This window comes from Maribacter aquivivus (genome assembly GCF_900142175.1).
Taxonomy (GTDB): domain Bacteria; phylum Bacteroidota; class Bacteroidia; order Flavobacteriales; family Flavobacteriaceae; genus Maribacter; species Maribacter aquivivus.
The window spans coordinates 614,941-641,127 of sequence record NZ_FQZX01000001.1 but is presented as its reverse complement, the minus strand read 5'-3'; the positions used below and the strand labels follow the sequence as shown (position 1 = coordinate 641,127).

Here is a 26,187-nt window from a genome sequence, read left to right as displayed (position 1 = left end):
AACTGTATGGTGCAACAACTATTATTTGCATTTTTACGTAAGTATTGAAACGGTATATATCTCCCCACAAAGTTTGGGCATTGAATATATAATTTCAAGTTTTGAGTTAGTTGGTTAAAAAATCCTGTCCTCTTGTAGTCGATAGGATTTTTTTATGTCTAAAATTGAAGGTGCCAACAATCCAACTATACAATATTTGTGTAAAGCTGTACAGAATTAGTTGAAACTAGTATAACAATTTACTAGTTTAATACAGAGGTATTTACACTATAAAATGAAGAAAAAAATAAAAGGTATTATAAATTTCCTTTGCATGTTTATTGTTCTAGGCGTACAAACTTTGCTTCATGGTAGTTGGTCAAACGAACCAACTAATTGAAAAGCAACCTAGTTATTGAACATACAAAGGAATTTATGTTTTTGTTATAGATCAAACTTTATGCCCTGGGCCAAAGGAAGCTCAGTAGTATAATTAATAGTATTGGTTTGTCTTCTCATGTACACTTTCCAAGCATCAGAACCGCTTTCACGACCGCCGCCAGTTTCTTTTTCACCACCGAAGGCTCCACCAATTTCAGCACCAGAAGTACCGATGTTTACATTGGCAATACCACAGTCGCTACCCCAAGCAGAAAGAAAATGTTCTGCTTCACGAAGATTGTTTGTCATAATAGCAGATGAGAGTCCTTGTACCACACCATTTTGAATAGCAATGGCATTTTCAACATCACCAGAATATTTTAATAGGTAAAGAACCGGCGCAAATGTTTCGTGCTGAACAATTTCGAAATCGTTTTTAGCTTCTGCGATTGCAGGCTTAACGTAGCAACCACTTTCAAAGCCGGCACCGTCTAGTACGCCACCTTCTACGATTAATTTTCCACCTTCTTTAACCACTTTATCTAGAGCCATTTTGTATTGAGCAACCGCATCGGTATCAATTAATGGACCTACGTGATTGTTTTCATCTAAAGGGTTACCAATTCTTAATTGTTGATATGCAGCTACAACAGCTTCTTTTACTTTATCATACATTGATTCGTGAATGATTAATCTTCTAGTAGAAGTACAACGTTGACCCGCTGTACCTACAGCACCGAATACAGCACCGATTACAGTCATTTTTAAGTCAGCATCTGGTGTAACTATGATAGCATTGTTGCCACCAAGTTCCAGTAAAGATTTTCCAAGTCTGGCAGCAACAGCTTGAGCAACTATTTTTCCCATTCTAATAGATCCTGTAGCAGATACTAACGGTATTCTATTATCTTGGGTCATTAATTCACCAATTTTATAATCACCATTTATTAAGCAAGAAATACCTTCAGGTAGGTTATTGGCTTTCATGACTGCAGCAGCTATATTTTGACAAGCAATACCGCATAAAGGGGTTTTTTCTGATGGTTTCCAAACACAAACATCACCACAGATCCACGCAAGAGCCGTATTCCAAGCCCAAACGGCTACAGGAAAATTAAAGGCAGAAATAATACCAACCACACCTAATGAATGATATTGCTCGTACATTCTATGTCCAGGTCTTTCTGAGTGCATAGTTAAACCGTGTAATTGACGAGAAAGACCTACTGCAAAATCACAGATATCTATCATTTCTTGAACCTCGCCTAAACCTTCTTGGTAGCTTTTTCCCATTTCATAAGAAACAAGTTTGCCTAATGGTTCTTTAAGTTCTCTTAATTTTTCGCCGAATTGTCTAACAATTTCACCACGTAGCGGTGCAGGTTTTGTTCTCCACTCTTTAAAAGTTGTCGTAGCAGTAGACATTACTTTTTCGTAATCTTCTTTTGTCGTTGTTTTGACCTTTGCAATTAGTGAACCATCTACTGGTGAGTATGATGAAATAATATCGCCTGAAGAAAAATTATTAGATCCGGTTGAAGTACCCTCGTTAACATCTTTAATTCCTAATGCTTTAAGAGCATCGTGTATTCCAAAATTTGCTGCTATTTTTGACATTTTATAACTTTTTACGTGATTTATGTTAGATATATTACAAAAATACAAAGAATTTAATCTTTAGTACATCTAATTTACTCTATGAAAATTTTACGATAGACCAAAATATAATTCCGATCAATGCAGGAATACTTTGAACAATAAATATTTTTTTACTTACGGTTTGTGCACCATAAGCCCCAGCAATAGCAACGCAACCTAAAAAGAAGAGTGCAACGTTTGCAGACCATTGTATGTCGGTTATGAAAAAAGACCATATCAGCCCAGCAGCTAAAAAGCCATTGTATAACCCTTGGTTTGCCGCCATAGACTTTGTGGGTTCAAATAAATCTTTCGGAAAATTTCTAAATACTTTTCTGCCGGTCGTAGTCCATGCGAACATTTCAAACCAAAGAATATAAATATGAATGAGGGCTACGAGAGCGGTAATAATTTTTGCTGCTATTATCATTATTCTTTAGCTATAAAACGTTCATCAACCGGCATTACAGTGCCACAATTATCACAAGTTCTTAATTCTTTTGAGCTGTAAAAATGCTTAAAGTGAGCTAAGAAATCTTTTTCTATATCATGAAGGGTGAAATAGGTTTCATATAGTTTGTGGTTGCAATTGTCGCAGAACCACAACAGACCATCGTCAACATTCATGTCTGCGCGTTTTCGTTCAATGACTAAACCAATAGAGCCTTCTTTACGAGCAGGAGAGTGCGGTACTTTTGCAGGATGCAAATACATGTCTCCAGGACCTAATTGCATGGTCCTTTTTTTACCGTCTTCTTGAATGTGAACTTCTATATGACCTTCAAGTTGATAAAACAACTCTTCAGTTTCGTTATAATGGTAATCTTTTCTTGCATTTGGTCCTGCAACAATCATAACAATATAATCGCCAGCATCTTTATATAAATTCTTATTTCCAACAGGTGGCTTGAGGGAAGCTCTGTTTTCTTCTATCCATTTGTTAAGATTAAATGGTGCTTGTATACTCATTTCTATGATTTTTAGTGAAAGTTAAAGAAACGATTATTTCTTACCTAAAAGGTAAGCATAAAAAAAGCCTTTGGTTACAAAGGCTTTTATAAAAAAATAAGTTGTCGTCTAAATTACTTTACAAATATTTGAGTATAATAATAATCTCCATTACTACTTTGAATAATGCTGATTGCTGAGTAATTGTACTCGCCTTCAATATTTTTTTTATGTCCTGGGTTTTTCAACCAAGCTGCAAAAGCATCTTCTATAGTTTCATAATTGCGAGCAACATTTTCAGAAACAAAATCAGCATCTAATCGCTCAGAAATATATTCTGCCCGTTTACTAAAATTATCATGACTGGTACTTTTTTTAGAAATCATATAATTTGTATGAAGGCTTGCATAGTAATAGGTTGCGTTTTCAAATACCAATTCATTTAAACCTATATCTGTTCTATAGTTATTTATCAATTCAAAAAGTTCAGCTTCAATAGTATTGTGGTACTTAGAAGAGGCTAAAGTGTATTCTGTTAACGTATATTCTGAATTCTCTGCGTAATCTGTAGAGTTTTGGTTTTTTGAACAAGAGGATAAAAGGACTAAAATTAAAGCGGAAAAAATGAAGGTGGATTTCATATAGGGAAACTATTTTTTTAGTGAGTGCCAAAAATAGTCCCGTTGATTACCGCTAGAAGTAAAACATCTATAGAGGGGATAAAATATTCGTTAAGTGACGAATAAGCAACATATTAACTATCATAATGAAAAGACGTAATAAATTTCATCGTGATAAAGTGCACTTTATACGATTTTTCTCACTTTATGTAAATGGGTAATTTTGTAATTCGATACTTGCTAAGCTAAATGAAGGTAGTCTCTTCTGTTACCCAATTATATACAATTGTTTATTGCTTATAAAAAAGTTGGGTAAAGTAATAGTTGCCTAGGTCATCTTTCTTTACGCTTATACCTGTATGTGTAAAGTCCCCTTCCATAGTTTTTTTATGGCTACTACTAATGTACCATCCTTCAAAAGCCTCTAAAGCAGATTGATAATCTTTGGCAACATTTTCTGCAACCATTTCAACACTTATCTCAGAATCGATGTTAGATGCTCTCGAGCTAAAATTATCGTGGCTAATGCTACCTTTAGATATCATGTAGTCTGTATGAAGGTTAGCATATTTATATGCTACATCACTAAAAACTAATGTATTGGTTTTTAAACTTAACCTGTGCGCATTAACAATATCTAGTAGGTCCTGCTCTATAGTTAAAACATTTTCAGCTTCAAGTACCGGCGTATCATCTATAGAGTCGCTAGTGCAAGAATTAAGAAAAAGTAATAAAAAGACAGGGACCGCGTAAAGCAATCTCATTTTCATATAAGTGTCTTTAAATTGTGTAGCCTTTCGGCGTAGCGCAGTAGGTAATAAAGTTAAGAGTGTTCTAAGCTCTCGTAATCGATTTGGGTTATCGATGTAGTAATATTATTGAAAAATTAAACGCAGGGCAGTAACAAAAATGCATATTCGATAAAGTGTACAAAAAGTTAGATTACCGGACCAACTGATTATATGATAACAGGTTCTTCAGAAGATTCCTTTTGAAGCTCTTCATTTTGTAAGACCGTATCAAAAATTAATGCACCTATATCTTTAATAGGTTGATAAAGAATTGATTCTTGCTTAGTCTCCTCATCTAATAAACTAAATGTATTGTCCATTCTATCAAAAAATATAAAAGCGGCACCTAATAAAATAGCAACTTTTAAAGCACCGAAAATTCCCCCTGCAATTTTATTTAAAGCGCCAAGCATTGCGAAGTTGGCAACTTTGGTCAATAGTTTTCCAATTAAATTTACAATGATGATGATAAGTATCAATGTAATTATAAAGGCAATGATACTCATGTTGCGTTCATCCCAGTTTAAATGCTCAGATAAATAGTTGCCAGTTATGTAAGAAAAATGGATTGCGCCGAAAATACCTGCAACAAGTGCTACAATAGATGCTATTTCCATGAATAGACCATTTTTATATCCCTTCCATAGACCCCATATTAAGGGTAATCCAAGTAAAATATCTAAAAGTCCCATTCGTAAAGTGTTTTAACAAATATAGAACTTTGATTTGTACCTTTGCAAGGTCTATATCATAGATGAGATTGAAGGAAATTATATGGCTAGGGATATACAATTAAAAGAACGATGGGATTATTTGGTAGAAAAGCTTTCTGGAAAGTTTTCTGATGGTGACCCTTTAGAATTAGATGCCATCATTTACTTGATAGGTGTTCAAGAATTAGGGCAGTACCATAAAAAATATAAGAAAGATGATAAGCTAGATTTAATGCATATTGCAATCTGTCGTCTTTTAGAACCTTACGGATTTTATGAATTCAGTTTTTTCGATGAAGACGGTTGGCCTCACTATAATGTAATGGAAGAATTGCCTGCTTTGAAAGCTGGGGAGCAAACGGTACTTATGAAAGAAGCTATTGTTACCTATTTTGTAGAAAAAGAGTTTATTCAATAGACTATGAAGAAGCCTTATTACGCCGTTATTTTTACTTCTACGAGAACTGCAGGTGATGATGGTTATGGCGATATGGCAGATTTCATGGAGCAATTGGCAAAAAAACAATCTGGCTATATTGGTATTGAAAGTGCGCGCCAAGAAATAGGAATAACCGTAAGTTATTGGGAAAGTCTAAATGCAATTCATGATTGGAAACAGCAAGCAGACCATTTATTAGCTCAGAAAAAAGGTATATCAGATTGGTACAATTCTTATACTGTTCGTATTTGTTTAGTAGAACGAGAATATAGTTTTAACAGAGGCACATAATTCTTCACATCGCTTCGATATTCGCTGCTTTGCATTAATTTTTATTTCCGCTATATTTAGAGAAATAACTTAAAGCACATGTCAAGGCAATTTATAATATCATTAGATCAGGGTACAACGAGCTCTAGGGCTTTATTAATAGACCATGATGGTACCATTCAAGGAATGGTACAAAAAGAATTCAAACAGATTTTTCCTAAATCGGGTTGGGTAGAGCATGATCCAAAAGAAATTTTAGCTTCTCAGATGGGGGTTTTAAAAGAACTTTTAGAGCAGAAAAAAGTGAAACCCTCAGAAATTGTAGGTATAGGTATTACCAACCAAAGAGAAACTACCGTAGTTTGGGATAAAAATACGGGAGAACCTGTTTATAATGCCATTGTGTGGCAAGACAAACGTACGGCAGATATTTGTGAGCATTTGAAAAAAATTGGACTCACAGAGCATGTAAAGACAACTACAGGTTTGGTTATTGATTCTTATTTTTCGGGTACTAAAGTAAAATGGATTCTCGATAATGTTGAAGGAGCCAAGAAGAAAGCTCAAGCAGGCGATTTATTGATGGGCACCATTGATACTTGGTTAGTTTGGAACATGACGAAAGATCACAACCACGTAACAGATTATACCAATGCATCGCGTACCATGATTTATGATATCGTAAATCTAAAGTGGGACGATAAAATGTTGAAGGCATTAGATATACCTAAAACCATGCTGCCAGAAGTAAAACCATCTGCAGCGAATTTTGGAGATTATGAAATTGACGGAGTAAAAATTCCTATAGCAGGTATAGCAGGTGATCAACAAGCGGCATTATTTGGTCAAGCTTGTTTTAAGAAAGGATCTGCAAAAAATACCTACGGTACTGGTTGCTTCATGTTAATGAATACTGGTGAGAAACCACAATTTTCTAAAAACGGACTATTAACTACTATAGCTTACGGTATAGATGGTAAAGTTAATTATGCCCTAGAAGGTAGTATTTTTATTGCTGGTGCGGCGATACAGTGGTTGCGAGATGGTTTAGAACTTATTAAAGATGCCAAAGAAACAGAAGACTTGGCAAATTCAATAGAGGGTGAGAATCCCGTTTATGTTGTACCGGCTTTTGCAGGTCTAGGTGCACCGTATTGGGATATGTATGCTAGAGGAGCCGTTTTCGGTTTAACAAGAGATACAGGTAAAGCACATTTGGCAAAGGCGACCTTAGAAGCATTGGCTTACCAAACAAAAGACATTTTAAAGGCTATGGAAGATGATTCAGGCATTCAGCTAAAGAACTTACGAGTTGATGGTGGTGCATGTGCAAATAATCATTTAATGCAATTTCAGGCAGATATTTTAGATTCTGAAGTTCACCGACCTGAAATTATTGAATCTACCGCTATGGGGGCTGCTTTCTTAGCTGGTATTCAAGTAGGTTTCTGGCAACAATCTGATATTGATCAAAACCGACCAATGGACCGGATTTTTAAGCCAACTTTTGACCGTGTAAAAAGAAAGCGTCTGTACAAAAAATGGCAAAAGGCAGTTGAGAGATCAAAAGGTTGGGAAGAAGAGGAATAGCCTATTAATCAATTTTACAATTTATTAATTTTATAGAGCATAGAATAGCATATAACTAGCTATATCTTTGTTTAGGGATGTTAGGTTTTACTTAAGTTACGACCAAAATATCCGCTTAAAAGTTAAAATACATCTACTGATGAAAAATATAAAATTTACCAATTTAGAACGCCAAAAAACGATAGATAACTTAGAATCCGAAGATTTTGATTTAGTGGTAATCGGTGGTGGAATTACAGGTGGTGGTATCGCCCTAGATGCAGCATCACGTGGGTTAAAAGTAGCCTTATTAGAAAAAGGAGATTTTGCTTCTGGTACAAGTAGCAAATCTACCAAACTGATACATGGTGGACTTCGCTACTTGAAACAATTCGATTTTTGGTTGGTGAAAGAAGTAGGGTCTGAGCGCGCCATTGTACATAAATTGGCTCCTCATTTAGTACTGCCAGAAAAAATGTTATTACCGTTAATAGAAAATGGTTCTTACGGTAAATGGTTAACATCTATTGGTCTTAAAGTATATGATATTCTAGCTCAGGTTTCAGGAGATGATAAGCGAAAAATGCTAGAAAAAAAGGAAGCCATGAAATTGGAGCCTTTATTACCGAAAAAGATTCTGAACGGTGCAGGTTATTATGCTGAATATAGAACAGATGATGCCCGTTTAACAATTGAAAATATAAAAACCAGTCTTTTATTTGGTGCACAGGCATTAAATTATGCAAAGGTAAATGAGTTTGTGTATGACAACGAGAAAATTGCCGGTGTTAAGGCAATAGATACGGTTACGGGCAAAGAATTTACCATTAAATCTAAATACGTAATCAGTGCCGCTGGTCCGTGGGTAGATGAATTGCGAAGCCTAAATAATTCTAAAAAAGGAAAACAACTTCATTTAACCAAAGGGGTTCACTTGGTTTTTCCTTACGAAAAATTGCCAGTGAAACAATCTTGCTATTTTGATATACCAGATGGCAGAATGATGTTTGCCATACCAAGAGGTAAAATTACTTATGTAGGTACAACAGATACCAACTTTAATGATAATAAAGACAATGTAAGAACAGATCTTGCAGATGCCATTTATTTGATTTCTGCGGTGAATAATATGTTTCCTGCCATTAATTTGGAGTTAGAAGATATTGTTTCCTCCTGGGCCGGATTAAGACCGTTAATTCATGAAGAAGGTAAATCTGCTTCAGAATTATCAAGAAAAGATGAGATTTTTGTATCAGATACGGGTTTAATCAGTATTGCAGGTGGTAAACTTACAGGCTATCGTAAAATGGCAGAAAGAGTAGTGGATCGTATTGCTAAGAAAATGGAAGAGGAGCATGATACCGAACTCAAAGAATGCTACACAGAGAAAATATTTTTATGTGGAAATGTCGATTTCAAAAAATTCAAGCATGTAACAAAATACATTGATGAGGTGTTTGACCAAATTAAAGCAGACGGATTTACAAAGCACGATGCTTGGTTTTTGGTGACCAATTATGGAAAACAAACAGATACCATTCTTGAAACCTATGCAGGTATTGTAGAGGAAGATAAATACGTTCGTTTAGCCAAAGCAGAATTAGCTTTTGGTATTGATTATGAAATGGTACAAACTCCAATGGATTTCTTCATTCGAAGAACTGGTAGACTTTATTTCGATATAGACAGCATTAGAACTTTAATGGAACCTTTATTAAAAGAGTTCCAAAGTAGATTTAATGTAGATCAAACTAAAATTGAAGAATGGAGATCAATTTTGAACGCAGAAATAAAAGAGCATTCAGATTTTTCTTTAGAAAGGCGTTAATCTAACTTATCAGTTAAATCAAGAAACACCTTTTTAGGATTCTTATTTTCATAGAGAATTTTATAAACAGCGTCAATAATAGGAGTTTTGACCTTTTTTGTAAAGTTCTCTTTTATTTTATAAGCACTTTTTGCGGCGTAATATCCTTCGGCAATCATACTCATTTCCATCTGTGCACTTTTTACAGTGTAGCCTTTTCCGATCATGTTACCAAACATTCTATTACGACTAAATACAGAGTATCCGGTAACCAATAAATCACCTAGATAGGCAGACTTGTTAATGTTACGGTCTAATTTGTGAATACGCTTAGTGTAACGTTTCATTTCACGAATGGCATTACTCATTAATACACTCTGAAAATTATCACCATAACCCAATCCGTGAGCAATACCAGCTGCAATGGCATAGATGTTTTTCAGCATGGCGGCATATTCTGTACCAATAATGTCCTTACTGATATTAGTTTTAATGTAATTGCTAGAGAGATTATTGGCAATCAATTTTGCCTTCTCTGTATCTGCACAAGCAATGGTTAAATAAGAAAGTCGCTCCATAGCAACTTCTTCTGCATGGCAGGGTCCAGTAATAACACCAATATGATCAAAAGGTATTTCATAAGTATTATGAAAATGCTCCCCGACTATTAATCCAGATTCAGGTACAATACCTTTAATTGCAGAAAAAATTATTTTATCTTTTAATGAAACGGTCAGTTTTTCTAATTCTCCCACTAAAAAAGCAGAAGGGATAGCGAAAATTAAAACATCGGCATAATTGACAGCCTCGTTAATATCATTCGTTAAAATCAATTGCTCAGGCTTAAACTCTACTGAAGTAAGGTAGTTAGGGTTGTGCTTTTGAGTTTTAATATGCTCAATAGCATCTGTATTACGCATATACCAACCAACTTCTTCTTGGTTATTGGTTAGCATTTTAACAATAGCCGTAGCCCAACTTCCACCGCCTAAAACCGCAAATTTCGCATCCTTGTTCATAGGGCAAATTTACCAATAATTTATATGCTCATAATATGATTAGTATCAGTCTTGTGTAAATTTTGGCATAGAGATTGTTTTATGGTTAATAACCTATTAAATGAAATCATATGAAAACTATAAAACTACTTACAGGATATTTCCTATTAGCCACCTTAATGGTTTCGTGTTATACAGAAGTAATTATTGAGGATGATTTTATAGAGGAGTCGGCTTTTAATACCAATCAAGTTTTACAAAGCTATGATCTTTGGTATGTAGATATTAATGCGACGCGTGGTAATGGTGAAGTGCCTTTTTTACAAAGAGCGTTTACAGTGTCCTTTGATCGCGGAGTATTATATGCTAATAATAATATTGTTGGCATCGGTAAAACTGGTGGTGGTTATGGTATAGATGTAGGTACCTATGGTACGCTTAGAGGTACGGTAGATATTAATCATGATATTGACGGATCTTGGTTTTTAGAAGTTTTTGCGGTTAATTATAATACTATAGAGTTGTATGATGCAAATTCAGATACCTCGTATTATTTAAAAGGATATCAGATTAATAATTTCGATTATGACACGATGTTTTATGATAATATCAACTATTTCATACAGGAATATGATGCTTGGGAGAAAATCTATACTAGTGAAACAGGTGCTTTAAATGATTTTGATAATGAAAATTATGTGCAGTTTTTACCAAATTTTTTCAGATCTTCTTTAGATGCGCCGAATATGAACGTTTCTAATTTACAGTGGGATTTTGAAGGTGATTACCAGGTATATGACGTACAAGGTGATAATTCATTAAAAACATTGACTTTAGATTATGACTTTATGGGCAATGATTACTTTGAGTTATATGTCATTAACGATAGCACTATAGAGTTATATCACCCAGATAGCGGTACAACATATGAGTTTAGAGGTAGAGGATACCAAGAGTATTTGAAATCTGCCAAAGGTTCAGAAAGCAAGAAAAGAATAAAATCTTCTAACCCTACAATGAATGTAGAACGAAAGAAGGCAAAATAGTTTTTAAGTTGATTGTCTCAAAATGCTCTATTCAATTATAATAGGGCATTTTTTATGCTTCAGATTTTACGTCTTCCATAATAACAGCATCAATGTCAATAGGTTTATCTGAGTGAAGAACTGATATATCGCCTGTAGTTTCAAAAATGACAGCTTTTACCTGTGACAACTGTAAAACATTTGCTTCTCGAAGCTTTCCCATTAAATCTGCCTGACTTACCAATGCTTTATTTAGGTTCTTTTTTAAAATTGTACCATTTTTCATTAGAAGAATAGGTGTGTTGGTTATTATTTTTTGTGCGGCATCAGATGATGATAATAACTTGGCGAATAAAGCTTGTAAACCAGCAAGCAATGCTATAGAGACCATTGCGGGCATTAAACTTGATTCAGGTGTGTTTACGGCATCGGCTAGAATAGAACCCATGGCAATGGTAACTGCAAAATCAAAACTTGTCATTTTAGCAAATGTTCTTTTACCAGTTACTCGAGTAATGAACATCATATATAAATAGATGAAAACTGCTGCAACGACAATTTGTAAAACGGTTTTTAACGAAAGTGGGTCAAAAATTTCCATGAGTATATTTTTAGAGATTATACACTACCAATATCATCTGTTGATGAAAGGTAGTATTGTGATCTGCTAAAAATAAAAAGGTCTCACGTTACATGTTTCCTCTTTTGCATATAATCATAGTTCATTTAATTGCGTTGAAGTCTCTTTTTAAATGCTGAAGGGTTTTCTCCTGTTACTTTTTTAAAAGTTCTATTGAAGTATGATAGACTTTCAAATCCGCATTCAAAACAAGTTTCACTAACGTTTTTTCCGGTAAGTAATAAACGTTTAGATTGACTTATGCGATATTGATTTAAGAACTCTATAAAAGTGCTACCCGTGGCTTTTTTAAAGTATCGGCAAAAGGCAGGTTTCGTTAAATTACAGAATTTAGCAACTTCATCTACCGAAATTTTACCTTGATAACGTTCATCGATTAAAGCATAAATATCACGAATTCTACTCTGTTCTTTTTTACTATATCTATTCTTATAAGGTTTTTTGTGTAACAATTCGAACTCATTGCTTTGAGAAAGCCTTTTAAGAATATTCATGATAGCCATAAAATATTCAAAAGGTTTTAAGGTGTGAAGTTCCTTTAATAATTTGCCCACCACTTTCTTAGTTTCCCCGTGAAAAGCGATTCCGTATCTAGAAAGATCTAGTAATCTATTTAAGCTTTGCAACTCTGGAATTGGATCAACAAAATCACTCTTAAAAGAAGGCTTAATGTGTAAGACTTCTTCGCGGTAAACTGTTTTTACACCATAGTCAAAATTTAGGTGTGGTATGTTAGAACCTATAAGAACCAAATCGGTTTCTTCATATTCAGAAATATGGTCACCAACATGTCTAGTTCCATTGGCACCTTCAATATATACCAGCTCATATTCTGGATGAAAATGCCAGTAGAAAAGGTGACTCAGTTTGGGGTCATGTAAAAGTCTGAACGGACTTTTAGATTCAGGATCAATGGTTTCTAATTCAATCTTCATATGTTAAATGTAACAAAATTGCATATAATTTGAGTTATACGCGCCTTAAAAATCAATATCGTTCAAATTATGGTCAATATTACGGTAGTTTAAGTTCCTCGCGCTCAGTAGTTTTATATCACTCAACAACTTAAATTTATATACGATGCAGCAAGCAAATAATAATGTAGAACAAGGTAATAAAGCGCACAAAGATATACCCGGTAATCCATCAACAGCAACAAGCAGTAAACAAAAATTGAATGATAGATCTAACGGTAAACCACTTCGTGTACTCAGCGAAGAAGATTGGATATTCTGGATAGAGAACGGATACATAGTCATAAAAAATGCAGTACCGTTAGAGCAAGCAAAAAAAACAGCAGATTTTCTTTGGGAGTTTGATGAAAAGAGTCCGACAAATTCTTCAACATGGTATGCACCACCAAGAGCAGAAATGCAAATGAAAGAACTAACCGGTACAGGAATGGTTGAGGTATATAACCATCAACATTTATGGAACAATAGACAAACGCAAAAAGTATATGATGCCTTTGTAGATGTGTGGGGAACAGAAAAATTATGGGTGACTATTGATCGTGCAAATCTAAATTTTCCATTACCACCAGGAGTAGATAAGAAAGGATTTATACATTGGGACTATGATCCAGAGACCAAGCCACAAAATGTTCAAGGGGTTTTAGCATTGGCAGATCAAGATGATGAGAATATGGGCGGATTTCAATGTATACCATGGTTGTACCGTAATTACGATACGTGGAAATTAACGCAACCAGAAGACCGAAACCATTTTCAACCTTCATTAGGTGGTTTAGAAGATGAAATTGTAAAAGTGAAAATGAAGGCTGGTGATTTATTGATTTTTAATAGTACAGAACCACACGGTATTCGACCAAATAAGTCAAAAGATAAAGTCCGAATAGCGCAGTATATTTCTATGATGCCTGCTGAGCCAGAAAATGAAGAGATGCGTAATTGGAGGGTGAATTCTTGGAAGAATAGAATTGCACCTGAGGGGTACGCATTTCCGGGTGATCCGCGTAATTGGGAGCAAACTAAATATGATACTGCTAAATTATCACCGTTAGGAGAGAAATTATTGGGCATAACAAGCTGGTAGATAGATAATTTGTTAATAATCAATAGGTTTGTGGTGAGGCCAGTAAATATTACTATTTTTGCGCCCTTTAAAGTTAGAGGCACATGGTGAAGATTTTCAATTTATTCGATTTCAAACAAAAAGTAGACTATAAAAATGAAATTTTAGCAGGGTTAACGGTTGCAATGACAATGATTCCAGAATCACTGATGTTTGCAATTCTTGCAGGATTTTCACCATTAGTAGGTTTATATGGTGCTTTTATTATGGGGTTGGTTACGGCGATATTTGGCGGCAGACCTGGGTTGATCTCTGGTGGTGCTGGTGCAACCGTAGTAGTACTAATGGCATTAATGAATTCTCACGGTTTAGAATATGTTTTTGCAGCAGTTGCTTTGGCGGGTGTTTTTCAATTAATCGTTGGTTTTTTAAAGCTTGGTAAATTTATTCGTTTAGTTCCTCAGCCCGTTATGTTTGGGTTTGTTAATGGTTTGGCCATTATAATTTTTATGGCGCAAATGGACCAATTTAAAGTTGGTGTCGGCGATGCTGCAGTTTGGTTAACAGGTACTACGTTGTATACTATGGTTGGCTTGGTGTTATTTACTATTGCAATAATTGTTTTTGTTCCCAAACTTACTAAAGCGGTTCCGGCTTCATTAATAGGGATCATTGTAGTGTTTCTAGTAGTATATTTTTTAAAAATAGAAACCAAACAGGTGGTAGATATCATTAATCAAGATACGTTGCCAGGAGAAGCGTTGAAGTCGCTTAGTGGGTCATTACCTTCTTTTCGTATACCAACTATTCCCTTTACATTAGAAGCCTTTAAAATTATTTTACCTTACGGATTGATAATGGCAGCGGTTGGACTTACAGAAGGCTTGCTTACCTTGAACTTGGTAGATGAGATTACTGGTACCAAAGGAAATAGTAATAGAGAGTGCCTGGCACAAGGAGGCGCAAATATATTAAATGGTTTTTTTGGCGGTATGGGTGGTTGCCCAATGATTGCACAAACCTTAGTTAACCTATCGGCAGGTTCAAGAGCAAGGCTGTCAGGTATAATTGCAGCATTAACGATATTGGTAATCATATTGTTTGGAGCACCGGTAATAGAACTTGTTCCAATAGCAGCATTGGTTGGTGTTATGGTAATGGTTGCTGTTGGTACATTTGAGTGGGCAAGTTTTAAGGCCTTGAAAAGAATGCCTAAACCAGATATTTTTGTAATGATATTGGTTACCTTAATCACTGTTATTTTACACAATTTAGCGTTAGCTGTATTGATAGGCGTAATAATTTCAGCTTTGGTATTTGCTTGGGAAAGTGCTAAGAGAATTAGAGCTAGAAAATACATAGATGAAGCAGGGGTGAAGCATTATGAGATTTATGGACCTTTATTCTTTGGTTCTGTAACCGCTTTTAATGAAAAGTTTGATGTGGCAAACGATCCAGATGAAGTGATCATAGATTTTGCAGAAAGTAAAGTTTCAGATATGTCGGCAATTGAGGCCTTAAATAGAATAACAGAGCGATATGCTAGTCAAGGTAAGAAAGTTCACTTAAGGCACTTAAGTAAAGATTGTATTAGCCTTTTAAATGATGCAGAAGACATTATTGATGTTAATGTTATGGAAGATCCTACCTATAAGGTTATGGTTAATAAGCCTCTTTCTAAAGCAAAAGGTCCAGAAACTAAAAACCCGTTTAATCTTTGGGGTTTATAAGAACCTACATTTTTGCCCGTGTTGTTAACTAAAATAATAGATAGCATAGAAGGCTCCTAAAACTATAGCAATGGAAAGAATATAGATTCCTATTTCTTGTATGCTGTCTTTTTTAACTTGCGCTCTTATTTTATCACGCACTATTTTACGCTCTACATCGGTAAGTTCTTTAAAGTGTAATTTGGTTTCTTGCGAGTAGTCTAGATAATCTTTGCGCAAATCTCTAAAGCTTCTACTTTTTTTAAGTAGCGCCCTATTTGCCTTTATTACTTTCATTGGTTGTCCGCCGTATCCCATCGTCATCTCTTTCTTATATGTAGTAAAATTGAAGGTTTTGTTACATAGAATTGAATTAATCTTAGTTTTTGAGCATTTCTTTTATACATTTATTGGTCTAAATACTAGGGTTTAATTTTCTCATTTTATTTGGGAAGATTCTTAGAATAGAGCATTAGAAAAATGAAAAATAAAGTCAGTTTACTTATCGCAATTATTGGGTTGGTTTTTTTAAACAGTTGTAAGGTGGAAGAATTAAAAAATGAAGAGGTTCTCTTTGTGGGAACGTATACAGATAATGGTAGTGAAGGTATCTATAGATTCAATTTAAATTTAGATACGGGTGAGTTGGTGAAAAAATCAATAGCTGCAAAAATCAAGAATCCTTCTTATATAGCGTTCTCTCCAGATAAAAATTCATTGTATGCGGTAAGTGAGGTAGATGATTTTAAAAAGGAAGATGGTTCTATTACTACTTTTAGAGTAAAAGATACGACGCTTGTAGAAATAGATATGCAATCTACATATGGCGCCAACCCATGTTATGTAGGTGTCGCCGATAATGGAAAATTAGTTGCCGTTGCCAATTATACTGGTGGTAATGTAGCATTATATAACGCCTTAGAGAATGGGAATCTTAATCCATCTCCACAGGTTATAGATCATAAAGTTTTAGATACAACTAAAACAGCTCATGCACATATGTCTTCTTTCTTAAATGGAGAATTAATTGTGTCTGATTTGGGTCTAGACAGAATAAAAAAGTATAGCCCGTCGAAAGGGGAATTCGTTGCAAGTAATCAGAAAGAATTAGTGGTTGCAGAGGGTGCTGGACCTAGACATTTTGTAACCTCTAATAATGCAGAATTTCTTTATGTAATCAATGAATTAAACGCTACCATAACAATGTTTCAGAAAGAAGATGGTAAGTATTATGGTAAGAAAACCTATGATACAGTAGCATCAGATTTTGAAGGAGAGAGTTTTTGCGCCGATATTCATTTATCACCTGATGGCAAATTTCTTTATGGTACAAATAGAGGAGAGAATACTGTAGTGATATTCAAGGTAGATGAAACTACCGGAAAATTAGAATTAGTAGGTAGAGAGTCTGTAAAGGGCGATTGGCCAAGAAACTTTACCATTGACCCTACAGGTAAATACGTACTGGTAGCAAATCAACGTAGCAACAATATTGTTGTTTTTAATAGAGATGCAAAAAATGGCACTCTAAGTTTTGTAAGCCAGGTTGATCTGCCTAGTCCAGTATGTTTAAAATTCTATTAATTAGATTTAATAATCTGTATCAAGTCATTTTTAGGTACTACGCCAGATTGTCTCCAAACCTGTTTTCCGTCTTTAAAAAGAATCATAGTTGGTACACCTCTAACTTGGTATTGAGATGCCAATGTTTGATTTTTATCTACGTCTATTTTTACGATTTTAATAGCGTCGCCTAAATCTCCTTTTACATCTTTTAAAATAGGAGCTAGCGTTTTACATGGTCCACACCAGTCAGCAAAAAAGTCTACTAAAACCGGAGTGTCCCCTTTTATGATATCAGAAAATGATGATTTCATATTTTTTGTTTTATAAATTAATAATGATTTTTAGCTAATGTTAAGTTAGCAAATTCCTGTTGATGGATCACAACTATCACCTGTAGCAATTATTTTTAGTGGAGCCACTTGTTGAAAAGCTTCTAAAAATGTTGCTGGTGGTTGAGCACCGCTAATCCCAAATTTATCATTGATAATAAAGAAAGGCACACTATTAACACCGCGTTGCTGGTAATGTGCTATTTCTTGCTTTACAGAATACGCAATTGCATCATCATTTAAAATATTTTTCGTTTTTTCTGGCGACCAATCATATTCGGCCATAATAGTACTTAGCACATCAACATCGTTTAAATGTAGATTCTCATCAAAATAGGCTCTCATTAAGCGTTCTTTTAAGGTATCTTTAAATCCTTCCTCGCCAGCAACGTGTAAAAGTTGATGCAATGGCAGGGTGTTAATTGCCAACCATTCTTTACCAAAATTAAAGTTGATACCTTCTTCTTTTCCGCTCTCTTCTAAACGTTTGGTCATTTCAAGAGGACCTTCTAAGTTTCCAAATTTATTGGTTAAATAAGTATCTCTATCCAAACCTTCCTTTGGTATATTCGGGTCTAATTGAAACGGGTGCCATTCAATTTCTATCTCGGCGCCATCCCATTCTTTTATCGCTTTCTCTAATCTTTTCTTACCTACATAACACCATGGGCAAGCAACATCAGAAACTATATCTATTTTTATTTTATTGTTTTGCATATATCAATCATTTAATACCCATTTGGTCGTAAAATGTAGTGAAAACATACTTTTTAAAGTCAAATAGAGCGTTTGATAAAAAAGAAAACCCTTTCATGAATATGAAAGGGTTTTCGGTATTAGGTTGGCGTTTAACTTTATAGCGTACGTAAATATTCTGCTAAGTTACGAGCATCCTCTTCGTTTAAATTCTGATTAAGCATAATTGCATTGCTATATTCTTTCAACAATGCCTTTGCAATAGGATCTTCTTTCAACATTCTATCTGGGTTGATAATCATGTTCATTACCCATTCTGGACTTCTACGCTCGTAAACACCTTTCAATGCCGGCCCGATCATACGTTGCTCTGCCATATGGCAAGCAGTACAAATTGCTTGAAATTTTTCCTTACCTGCAGCGGCCATTTCTTCGTTTACTGTCTCATCAAAAGTAACACTGGTTATTGGACCAACACCTTTGTTATCTAAATCAACTGGCACGCCTTCACTTGCCGTTTCTTTTTTAACTTCTTTTTTGGTTCTGTTCATTTCAAAACCTTCTTTTTTCTCTTCTTTTTTCTCACCACAACTAATAATCATTGTGCTCAGAGCTAATAAAGTGAATAATTTGCGCATACGTTACTGTCTTTTAAATGTTGTCTGTAAATTGAGCAACTAATATATGAATTTTTGTGGGTCGAAGTATGTTTTAATACGTATCGAGCTAAGTTTTTAACCAATTAATTTAAGTAAGTAACAAATTGCGTGGCCTATTTTATATTTATGCTCTCACCTTAGGCTATATTATCTAAGAACTCTAACGTGCGCCTCTCTGCATAAGTTAAGTTGTTGTTACCATAAAAACCAACATGACCACCATATTTTGGCATTTCTAGAAATAAATTTCTGTGGTGTTTGGCAATTTCTATTGGGTAACATTCCGAGCCTAAAAAAGAATCATTTAAGGCATTGATAATTAAAGTTGGAACAGAAATATTTTCTAAAAATTGAAGACTACTACTTTTGGCATAATAATCCATCGCGTCTGTAAACCCATGAGCTTTACTCGTATAAAAATCATCAAAATCTTTAAGAGTTTTAATGTTTTCAATATCGGAATCTGAGATAAGGTCAGGAAATGATTGTTGTTTCTGTTTTAATTTTAAAAGAAGATTCCCTTTAAACCTTTTAGCATATAATGCGTTCTTAAACTGTAATAATTGATGGAGTGAATCTGCTAATTGACAGGGTACGGAAATAGCAACTGCACCTTTAATTTCAGTAGGTAATTCACGTTTTTCGCCTAAGTATTTTAGAAGAAGGTTACCGCCAAGGCTAAAGCCGTGTAAGTAAACATTTTGGTATTTATCTAATTCTAAAACATGTTCTACAACAGCATGTAAATCTTCGGTGGCTCCAGAGTGGTAAGAGCGAAACAATTTGTTTTCAGAACCACTACACCCTCTGAGGTTTATGGCGCAAATATCATATCCAGATTCAGTCAAGTTTTTTGCGCTGCCTTTCATATAAGCTCGCTTAGAACTGCCTTCTAATCCATGAATTATAATAACTAATTTGTTGGTAGGAGATGATGCATAGCTCCAGTCCGTATCTAAAAAATCAGAATCAGGTAATGTTATACGAATTCGTATTTGCTTTAAATCTGCTACTTTTCTAACTAACCCAGAATATATGGTAGATAGATGCCCGTTCTTAAAAAATAATGGTGGATTATATGTAGAGTCAAGTAAAGGCATGTATTTGAAAGCTAAAGTTTTTATTTACTTCGGATATGTTTCTAGAACCTTCATTTGTTCTTCTATAGCATCTTTAAATTCTGTTTTTAAATGTGATACCAATTCAGTAACCGGAATAGAATCATCAATAAGGGCAGAACCTTGCCCCGCAGACCAAATTGTTTTCCAAGCTTTGGCCTCGGTATTCATTTCTTTGCCAAAATCTATTTTTACATCTTTTTTAAGGTCTTCTTCTGTAATACCTGCAGCTTTTAGACTAGCGCCTAGAAAGTTGGCATGTACACCAGAAATTGAAGCAGTATATACCACATCACTAGCACCTGCATCAATAATCATTTGTCGATATTCAGGTGTGGCTTTACTTTCGTTGGTGTTAATAAATCTTGTGCCCATATAAGCTAAATCTGCACCCATTTGAAGGGCAGATGCAATATCTCTACCTGTACTTATGCATCCGGAGAGAAGAATAGTTTTATGGTAAAATTTCTTTATTTCAGCAACTAAAGGCATTGGGTTAATAGTACCTGCATGACCACCGGCACCTGCAGCAACGAGAATTAACCCGTCTACACCAGCTTCAGCGGCTTTTTCGGCATGCCGTTTTTTTATAATATCGTGAAATACCAGTCCGCCATAACTATGTATAGCATCTACCACTTGAGAAACGGCACCTAAAGAAGTGATGATCAAGGGTACTTTGTGCTTCACACATAATTTTACATCTGCTTCTAATCTTGGGTTTGTGGCGTGTACAATTAAGTTTACGCCAAACGGAGCAGCTTTTTTACCTGTCTCTTCTTCAAAGTTCTTTAGGGCAGATTTTATTTCAATAAGCCATTCTTCAAAACCTTCACTGGTGCGTTGGTTCAATGCAGGGAATGTGCCAACAATGCCATTTTTACAACATTCAATAACCAATTGTGGTCCAGAAATTAAAAACATTGGGGCTGCAACTGCAGGCAATGATAACTCTTTAATGAAAGCGGGTTTATTTGACATAGTAATGTGAATTTTGAACGTGATTTAAAAATAACTATAAAAAACGATGTTTTTTAGTTCCTACATTTCAAAACTATGCTATTTTTATAAGGTATTATGCATGCATAACAAAAATTATTAAAATGTATACTAAGGATTTTGAAGTACGGTGGAGTGATATAGATGCAAATCGACATTTAGCAAATTCGGCATATGTGAACCTTATGAGCCATACTAGAATGGCTTTTTTAATGGAGCAAGGCTTTGATCAAAAGACAATGGTTATTTATAAAATAGGACCTGTAGCATTTTATGAGCATATGTATTACTTTAAAGAAGCTTTTCTCGGTAATCAAGTTAAAGTTTCTTTAGAGATTATGGGACTAAGTGAAGATGGTAAATTTTTTGAGTTCCACCATAATTTTTATAATCACAAAGGAGAAAATATAGCTCGTTGTGAAATGATGGGATCATGGATAAGTTTAGAGTCAAGAAAGCTAACAGGATTGGCAGAAGAATTGATGAGCAAATTCAGTGATTTAGAAAAAGGAGAAGGCTTTAGAGTGCTGACAAAAGAGCATACGAGAGAGTTTTTGAAAATTCCCAAAAATTTATAGGAATTGTAGTGTTAAAAACTTTATTTTTAAAAGATGCAATAAATTACAGTCGTACTCCCCCTTTGGCTGTTGAGTGATAAATAACTGATAATAATATATTTACTTAATGGTTAGCCTACCGGAAGAAATATTTCAAGATACATACGGTAAAGTAAAAAAGTTGATTGTTACCAAAAAGTTGGTGCCGGGGCAACTTATTACTGAGCATAGGCTATCACACACTTTAAGTATTAAAGACAATACTGTGCCAGTGGTGTTGTTACAATTAAAACAAGAGAGTCTTCTAGTAGGCAGTTTAGATAATGGTCTTTCTGTTAGAGAATTGTGTGAGCAAGAAATAGCTGAAATGTTTGATTGTAGAATAGCTTTAGAAACTATGGCGGTAAAATTATTTACACGCAACGCGCCGCAATCTAAAATTGACGATTTAAGAAATTTGTTAGTTCCATTTGAAAATGGACCTAAAAACGGATATGTGTTCTATAAAATAGATCGATATTTTCACGAATATATCGTAAAGAATTGTGGTAATAGAACATTATATGAAATGTATAAGTCAGCCAAAATACTGTCTTTTATGGATCTTGTGGGGCTGAACAGATCTTTGAATGTAATATTGCAAGAACATCTTGATTTAGTTTCTGCTATGCATCACCGCGATGAAATAAAGGCTTTTGAAGTATTGTCGAAGAATTTAGAAAACGCAAAACAATCACATATTTAATTCTCTTGCAGTTGTCTCTTAGGTCTTTTGCTAGAAAGATATACACCGACTAATACAAAACAAGCTGCAATAATTTTCACTGTAGTAATAGTGTCTTGGCCTGTAAATACGGCATAAGTAATACCAACTAATGGTTGTACATATACAAAGGCACTTAGAGTTGAGGCCTTAAGTTGTGTCAGCGCAAAAATATTGAATAGGTAGGTACAGAATGTGGTTCCGAGAATTACAAATCCAATACCGAAATAAGCTTCAAATGGCAAAGTGTTCCATGAAATTTCCATAAATTCTTCATATCCAAAAGGGAGGCATATAAGCACACCTAAAGAGAATAGCCATTTCATAAATGTAAATGGATGATATTTACTAATCAGCACCTTCACAAGAACTAAATAAGACCCATAGAACATTGAGTTCAAGAAAATTAAAAAATTACCTAGTGGAATATTTGGGGCATCTTGTCTTACTTCGGTACTGAACAAGATTAAGCCTAGGGCACCAAGTAATCCGATAGTGATTCCGATTATTTTTCTTCCTGATATTTTTTCTTTTAAAATTACTGCTGACAGAATTAATACTACAATGGGTGTGGTGGTAATTAGAACAGCACTATTTATTGGTGTAGAGAGTGAAAGACCTTTGAAAAACACCAGCATGTTTAAAGCCATACCTAATAGGGCACAAACCAACATACGAAGATAATCTTTGCGGTCAATACGTTCTTTTGGTCCTAAAGGTGAAATCAACCAAAACAGAATTGCAGCACCTAGAACTCTAAGAATAATAAACCCAAAAGGTTGTACGTAATGTGGCATAATACCTTTTGCAATAGTATGGTTGACACCATAAATGGTAGTTGCCCCAATAGCAGCGAGTATGGCTAGAAGTCTTTTGTTCACGAGTGAATTGCCGTTTTAGCGGCTTCTACCACTTTCTTGCTGTTTCCTATAAAAATATGGTCATCAACAATAATTACAGGTCGTTTTAAGAAGGTGTATTGTTCTAGTATCAACTCTTTAAAATTCTCTTCTGAAAGATTTTGCTCTTTAAGGTTTCGCTCTCGGTATAAAACAGCTCTTTTACTGAACAAATCTTCATAGCTATGAGAAAGACTATGCATTTGTTCTAGTTGAGAGTTGGTTATAGGAGTTGTTTTAATGTCTTGTAGTTCAAAACCTGTGAGTGGTTGTAGTTCTTTGATAATACGTTGGCAAGTAGAACAAGTGCTTAAATGGTATATTTTTTTCATGATTTTGAGTGCTGAGGATGATGCTTTTTATCCTTCCGAAAGAAAAAACACCAGTATTCGATGTTGGCATTAGAAATACAAAGAAACCTAAATATCATTAATTGTGCTATTTTTACAATGCATAAAATGTAAAATGATGACTGAGAATATATTTGAGATTATGTTGCAAAATCGTAAAAATTTGCATGCGATATTAACAAAGACACCTAAAGAAAAGCTTCTTGAAATACCAGCAGGTTTCAATAATAATGTGTATTGGAATATAGCACATACGGTAGCAACACAACAAGTTCTTATCTACAAGTTAAGCGGATTACAAATGCGTATACCTAATGATTTGGTTGCCAAATTTAGTAAAGGTACCGTGCCAGATGGCACAGCAACAGAAGAAGAGATGATGATGGTAGCAGATTTTTTAATTTCTACGGCAGAATGGCTTATTGAAGATTATGATACTGCACTTTTTCAATCATTCAACGAGTATAAAACCAGTGCAAGGGTTACACTTAAGAATGTTGATGATGCGATAGTATTTAATTTGTTACACGAAGGGTTACATCTTGGGCAAATTATGCTATTGTTAAAGCAATTAGCTTAAGGTTTTTTCGGGTACTTTAAAAAACTATTTGCTTCCAGGTAAGGTATGGTTAGCGTAATTGGGCCATCTGCAAAAGATGCTATTTCATAGGGTTCATAGAAAAGTAGGAGTCCGGTTTCGGTATATCCTAAATTGTCAGGCAAATAGAAATTCTCAGTTTCGAACATGAAACCAGTATTGTTTATTGAGCCTTCTGCAGGTATGTTTTCTTGCTGTCTAAAAAGTGTCTCGGCATAGGTTTTAAATTCATCTAAATTGTTGAATAAATCTTCTTGATATAACTCTTTGCCACTAATTTTATCAAAATTTAAAAACCGGTTGGTGCCATAACCATGTGCTCCACCGGTATAGATGTAAGATTCTAATTTAATTGTAATAATATTTTCGTTTTCGAAAGCAATGTTTCCTTCAATAGTTGCTTCCCAAGGCATAGATTCTTCAGGGAATTTCCCGTTGAGTTCTTCATAATCATATAAAAAAGCTTCTTTGGCTTCTTCAAGGTTTTGTGCATTACTCTCCTCATCAAAATTCAATAAAGCAATGATTTCACCTTCTAAGGCAGCGTTAATGGTCTTACTTAATTTTGTTTTGCCGGTTGCTTCAGGTATTTCTATGCGAACAGAGGTGCAATTCTCACAAGAATCAGTAGCGATTGTCAATGGTTCAAAAGAAAGGGTATCCTTATTATTACAGGCAATAAATAAAAAGCAAATGAGTAGGCAGGTAAGCTTAGATTTCATGGAGAGATTAGATTTAATGTAAAAATACAGCTTCATTGTATTCCCCGAAAGATAACAATACATTTGTGTTATAAATACTTGAATATGGCTTCTAAAAATCTAAAGTTTAATACGAAAACCATACATGGTGGTCAACAACCAGATGAAGCGTATGGTGCTGTTATGCCGCCTATATATCAAACATCAACGTATGCCCAAACTACACCTGGTGGTCATAAAGGTTATCAATATTCTAGAAGTGCCAACCCAACAAGAACAGCTTTAGAAAATTCATTGGCAAGCATAGAAGGTGGTGAATTTGGTTTAGCCTTTGGTAGTGGTCTTGCTGCTATTGATGCTGTTATTAAACTATTGGCTCCAGGTGATGAAGTAATTTCAACAGATGACCTTTATGGAGGGACTTATAGAATATTCAAAAAGATATTTGAAAAGTTTGGTGTCGTTTTTCATTTTGTAGGTATGCAAGGTGCTGATGCTGTACGTGATAAAATCAATTCTAAAACAAAGCTGATTTGGGTAGAAACGCCTACCAACCCAATGATGAATATTATAGATATAAAAGCAGTAGCTGCCTTAACTAAAGGTACAGATATAATGTTAGCAGTAGATAATACTTTTGCTACCCCTTATTTGCAATTACCGTTAGAACTGGGGGCAGATATTGTAATGCATTCAGCAACCAAATATCTTGGTGGTCATAGCGATACGGTTGTAGGAGCGTTAGTAGTGAAAGACAAAGAATTAGCCGATAAACTTTATTTTATACAAAATGCCAGTGGTGCCGTTTGTGGACCTATGGATAGTTTTTTGGTCTTGAGAGGAATAAAAACACTGCACGTACGTATGCAACGCCATTGTGAAAATGGTAGGGCGATTGCAGAATACCTTAAAAGCAATCCTAAAATCGAAAAAGTCTACTGGCCAGGTTTTAAAGACCATCCTAATCATCATATCGCAAAAGAGCAGATGAAAGATTTTGGAGGTATGATTTCATTTGTACCCAAAGGCGGTAGTTATGACGATGCCATAAAGATTGTAGAAAAGCTACGGGTATTTACATTGGCAGAGTCTTTAGGAGGCGTAGAAAGTTTAGCCGGTCACCCTGCAAGTATGACACATGCAAGTATTCCGAAAGAAGAGCGACTTAGAAGCGGAGTGGTTGATTCGTTGATTAGATTAAGTGTTGGTATAGAGGATGTTGATGATTTAATAGCAGATTTAGAACAAGCGATAGAATAATTGACCAAATGTTAAATTAAATGTAGCAAGAATAGGTAGTTTGTTGTCAAAACAACAATTTTTATCGATTTTTAAAAAAATAAGCTATCAAATTACACAAATAGCATAATTTTGACGTTATACTTTGAAAT

General features: G+C 34.8%; 30 protein-coding genes. 12 read left to right on the top strand and 18 right to left on the bottom strand.

The window, feature by feature from the left end:
• Positions 1–423 precede the first annotated feature (423 nt).
• The 6 genes from amaB to BUC31_RS02740 all read right to left on the bottom strand — a co-directional run bounded on the left by amaB (position 424) and on the right by BUC31_RS02740 (position 5,049).
• Positions 424–1,977: an L-piperidine-6-carboxylate dehydrogenase gene (gene amaB, locus BUC31_RS02765; RefSeq protein WP_073241040.1), complete on the bottom strand. Its 1,554-nt coding sequence runs from the start codon at positions 1,975–1,977 to the stop codon at positions 424–426.
• 79 nt (positions 1,978–2,056) lie between these two features.
• Complete coding sequence (locus tag BUC31_RS02760; protein WP_073241038.1) at positions 2,057–2,428, bottom strand: DUF1304 domain-containing protein; 372 nt, start codon at positions 2,426–2,428, stop codon at positions 2,057–2,059.
• Complete coding sequence (locus tag BUC31_RS02755) at positions 2,428–2,967, bottom strand: 3-hydroxyanthranilate 3,4-dioxygenase (RefSeq protein WP_073241036.1); 540 nt, start codon at positions 2,965–2,967, stop codon at positions 2,428–2,430. Before BUC31_RS02755 ends, BUC31_RS02760 begins: the two co-directional genes overlap by 1 nt.
• 113 nt (positions 2,968–3,080) lie before the next feature.
• Positions 3,081–3,587, bottom strand: a complete 507-nt coding sequence (locus BUC31_RS02750) for a CAP domain-containing protein (RefSeq protein WP_084134930.1) — start codon at positions 3,585–3,587, stop codon at positions 3,081–3,083.
• A gap of 269 nt (positions 3,588–3,856) precedes the next feature.
• Complete coding sequence (locus tag BUC31_RS02745; RefSeq protein ID WP_073241034.1) at positions 3,857–4,336, bottom strand: CAP domain-containing protein; 480 nt, start codon at positions 4,334–4,336, stop codon at positions 3,857–3,859.
• Positions 4,337–4,524: 188 nt separating this feature from the next.
• On the bottom strand, positions 4,525–5,049 hold the full coding sequence (locus BUC31_RS02740) for a CvpA family protein (RefSeq protein ID WP_073241032.1): 525 nt from the start codon (positions 5,047–5,049) through the stop codon (positions 4,525–4,527).
• Positions 5,050–5,131: 82 nt separating this feature from the next.
• Between BUC31_RS02740 and BUC31_RS02735 the strand changes: the two genes are divergently transcribed.
• The 4 genes from BUC31_RS02735 (at position 5,132) to BUC31_RS02720 (ending at position 9,176) form a co-directional block, all read left to right on the top strand.
• On the top strand, positions 5,132–5,488 hold the full coding sequence (locus tag BUC31_RS02735) for a hypothetical protein (RefSeq protein ID WP_073241030.1): 357 nt from the start codon (positions 5,132–5,134) through the stop codon (positions 5,486–5,488).
• Between the two features lie 3 nt (positions 5,489–5,491).
• Positions 5,492–5,800, top strand: coding sequence for an antibiotic biosynthesis monooxygenase family protein (locus BUC31_RS02730; RefSeq protein WP_073241028.1), 309 nt, complete (start codon positions 5,492–5,494; stop codon positions 5,798–5,800).
• A 78-nt stretch (positions 5,801–5,878) separates the two neighbouring features.
• Entirely contained in the window at positions 5,879–7,369 is a 1,491-nt protein-coding gene (gene glpK / locus BUC31_RS02725; protein WP_073241026.1) for a glycerol kinase GlpK, read from the top strand.
• Between the two features lie 139 nt (positions 7,370–7,508).
• The gene (locus tag BUC31_RS02720; protein WP_073241024.1) at positions 7,509–9,176 is read left to right on the top strand and encodes a glycerol-3-phosphate dehydrogenase/oxidase; all 1,668 of its coding nucleotides are present in this window, start codon (positions 7,509–7,511) and stop codon (positions 9,174–9,176) included.
• On the opposite strand, the gene BUC31_RS02715 is transcribed toward BUC31_RS02720, so the two are convergent.
• Positions 9,173–10,174 (bottom strand): NAD(P)H-dependent glycerol-3-phosphate dehydrogenase, encoded by a 1,002-nt coding sequence (locus BUC31_RS02715; protein ID WP_073241022.1) that lies wholly within the window; start codon positions 10,172–10,174, stop codon positions 9,173–9,175. The two genes, BUC31_RS02720 and BUC31_RS02715, sit on opposite strands and share 4 nt — an antisense overlap.
• A gap of 110 nt (positions 10,175–10,284) precedes the next feature.
• Between BUC31_RS02715 and BUC31_RS02710 the strand changes: the two genes are divergently transcribed.
• On the top strand, positions 10,285–11,199 hold the full coding sequence (locus BUC31_RS02710) for a nicotinic acid mononucleotide adenyltransferase (protein ID WP_073241020.1): 915 nt from the start codon (positions 10,285–10,287) through the stop codon (positions 11,197–11,199).
• A gap of 52 nt (positions 11,200–11,251) precedes the next feature.
• On the opposite strand, the gene BUC31_RS02705 is transcribed toward BUC31_RS02710, so the two are convergent.
• Together BUC31_RS02705 and BUC31_RS02700 are read right to left on the bottom strand one after the other, a co-directional pair.
• Positions 11,252–11,779, bottom strand: a complete 528-nt coding sequence (locus BUC31_RS02705) for a DUF421 domain-containing protein (RefSeq protein ID WP_073241018.1) — start codon at positions 11,777–11,779, stop codon at positions 11,252–11,254.
• 125 nt (positions 11,780–11,904) lie between these two features.
• Positions 11,905–12,753, bottom strand: coding sequence for a helix-turn-helix domain-containing protein (locus BUC31_RS02700; RefSeq protein ID WP_073241016.1), 849 nt, complete (start codon positions 12,751–12,753; stop codon positions 11,905–11,907).
• Positions 12,754–12,898: 145 nt separating this feature from the next.
• Here BUC31_RS02700 and BUC31_RS02695 point away from each other — a divergent pair, with 145 nt between their 5' ends.
• Both BUC31_RS02695 and BUC31_RS02690 read left to right on the top strand, forming a co-directional pair.
• Positions 12,899–13,873 (top strand): phytanoyl-CoA dioxygenase family protein, encoded by a 975-nt coding sequence (locus tag BUC31_RS02695; protein ID WP_073241014.1) that lies wholly within the window; start codon positions 12,899–12,901, stop codon positions 13,871–13,873.
• Between the two features lie 83 nt (positions 13,874–13,956).
• Positions 13,957–15,582 (top strand): SulP family inorganic anion transporter, encoded by a 1,626-nt coding sequence (locus BUC31_RS02690; RefSeq protein WP_073241013.1) that lies wholly within the window; start codon positions 13,957–13,959, stop codon positions 15,580–15,582.
• Positions 15,583–15,606: 24 nt separating this feature from the next.
• Here the strand turns inward: BUC31_RS02690 and BUC31_RS02685 are convergent, their stop codons facing one another.
• Positions 15,607–15,879 carry a hypothetical protein gene (locus BUC31_RS02685; RefSeq protein ID WP_073241011.1) on the bottom strand — a complete coding sequence of 91 codons (273 nt, stop codon included), beginning with the start codon at positions 15,877–15,879 and terminating at the stop codon, positions 15,607–15,609.
• Positions 15,880–16,041: 162 nt separating this feature from the next.
• On the opposite strand from BUC31_RS02685, the gene BUC31_RS02680 reads away from it, so the two are divergent.
• Positions 16,042–17,145 carry a lactonase family protein gene (locus BUC31_RS02680; protein ID WP_073241010.1) on the top strand — a complete coding sequence of 368 codons (1,104 nt, stop codon included), beginning with the start codon at positions 16,042–16,044 and terminating at the stop codon, positions 17,143–17,145.
• Here the strand turns inward: BUC31_RS02680 and trxA are convergent.
• The 5 genes from trxA to BUC31_RS02655 form a co-directional block, all read right to left on the bottom strand.
• A complete protein-coding gene (gene trxA / locus BUC31_RS02675; RefSeq protein ID WP_073241008.1) occupies positions 17,142–17,438 on the bottom strand; it encodes a thioredoxin in 297 nt (98 codons plus the stop codon). The genes BUC31_RS02680 and trxA overlap by 4 nt on opposite strands.
• A gap of 45 nt (positions 17,439–17,483) precedes the next feature.
• Positions 17,484–18,173, bottom strand: coding sequence for a DsbA family oxidoreductase (locus tag BUC31_RS02670; RefSeq protein WP_073241006.1), 690 nt, complete (start codon positions 18,171–18,173; stop codon positions 17,484–17,486).
• Positions 18,174–18,310: 137 nt separating this feature from the next.
• A complete protein-coding gene (locus tag BUC31_RS02665; protein ID WP_073241004.1) occupies positions 18,311–18,790 on the bottom strand; it encodes a c-type cytochrome in 480 nt (159 codons plus the stop codon).
• Positions 18,791–18,948: 158 nt separating this feature from the next.
• The gene (locus tag BUC31_RS02660) at positions 18,949–19,911 is read right to left on the bottom strand and encodes a YheT family hydrolase (RefSeq protein WP_073241003.1); all 963 of its coding nucleotides are present in this window, start codon (positions 19,909–19,911) and stop codon (positions 18,949–18,951) included.
• Positions 19,912–19,935: 24 nt separating this feature from the next.
• A complete protein-coding gene (locus BUC31_RS02655; protein ID WP_073241001.1) occupies positions 19,936–20,910 on the bottom strand; it encodes an NAD(P)H-dependent flavin oxidoreductase in 975 nt (324 codons plus the stop codon).
• Between the two features lie 122 nt (positions 20,911–21,032).
• Between BUC31_RS02655 and BUC31_RS02650 the strand changes: the two genes are divergently transcribed.
• Together BUC31_RS02650 and BUC31_RS02645 are read left to right on the top strand one after the other, a co-directional pair.
• Positions 21,033–21,506 carry an acyl-CoA thioesterase gene (locus BUC31_RS02650; protein ID WP_073240999.1) on the top strand — a complete coding sequence of 158 codons (474 nt, stop codon included), beginning with the start codon at positions 21,033–21,035 and terminating at the stop codon, positions 21,504–21,506.
• 106 nt (positions 21,507–21,612) lie between these two features.
• Entirely contained in the window at positions 21,613–22,230 is a 618-nt protein-coding gene (locus tag BUC31_RS02645) for a GntR family transcriptional regulator (RefSeq protein ID WP_073240997.1), read from the top strand.
• Here the strand turns inward: BUC31_RS02645 and BUC31_RS02640 are convergent.
• Entirely contained in the window at positions 22,227–23,129 is a 903-nt protein-coding gene (locus BUC31_RS02640; RefSeq protein ID WP_073240995.1) for a DMT family transporter, read from the bottom strand. The two genes, BUC31_RS02645 and BUC31_RS02640, sit on opposite strands and share 4 nt — an antisense overlap.
• The gene (locus BUC31_RS02635; protein WP_073240993.1) at positions 23,126–23,479 is read right to left on the bottom strand and encodes an arsenate reductase family protein; all 354 of its coding nucleotides are present in this window, start codon (positions 23,477–23,479) and stop codon (positions 23,126–23,128) included. Before BUC31_RS02635 ends, BUC31_RS02640 begins: the two co-directional genes overlap by 4 nt.
• A 136-nt stretch (positions 23,480–23,615) precedes the next feature.
• Between BUC31_RS02635 and BUC31_RS02630 the strand changes: the two genes are divergently transcribed.
• Positions 23,616–24,077 (top strand): DinB family protein, encoded by a 462-nt coding sequence (locus BUC31_RS02630; protein WP_073240991.1) that lies wholly within the window; start codon positions 23,616–23,618, stop codon positions 24,075–24,077.
• Here the strand turns inward: BUC31_RS02630 and BUC31_RS02625 are convergent.
• The gene (locus tag BUC31_RS02625) at positions 24,074–24,817 is read right to left on the bottom strand and encodes a DUF3298 and DUF4163 domain-containing protein (RefSeq protein ID WP_073240989.1); all 744 of its coding nucleotides are present in this window, start codon (positions 24,815–24,817) and stop codon (positions 24,074–24,076) included. The genes BUC31_RS02630 and BUC31_RS02625 overlap by 4 nt on opposite strands.
• Positions 24,818–24,901: 84 nt before the next feature.
• Between BUC31_RS02625 and BUC31_RS02620 the strand changes: the two genes are divergently transcribed.
• A complete protein-coding gene (locus BUC31_RS02620; RefSeq protein WP_073240987.1) occupies positions 24,902–26,056 on the top strand; it encodes a cystathionine gamma-synthase in 1,155 nt (384 codons plus the stop codon).
• Positions 26,057–26,187 lie beyond the last annotated feature (131 nt).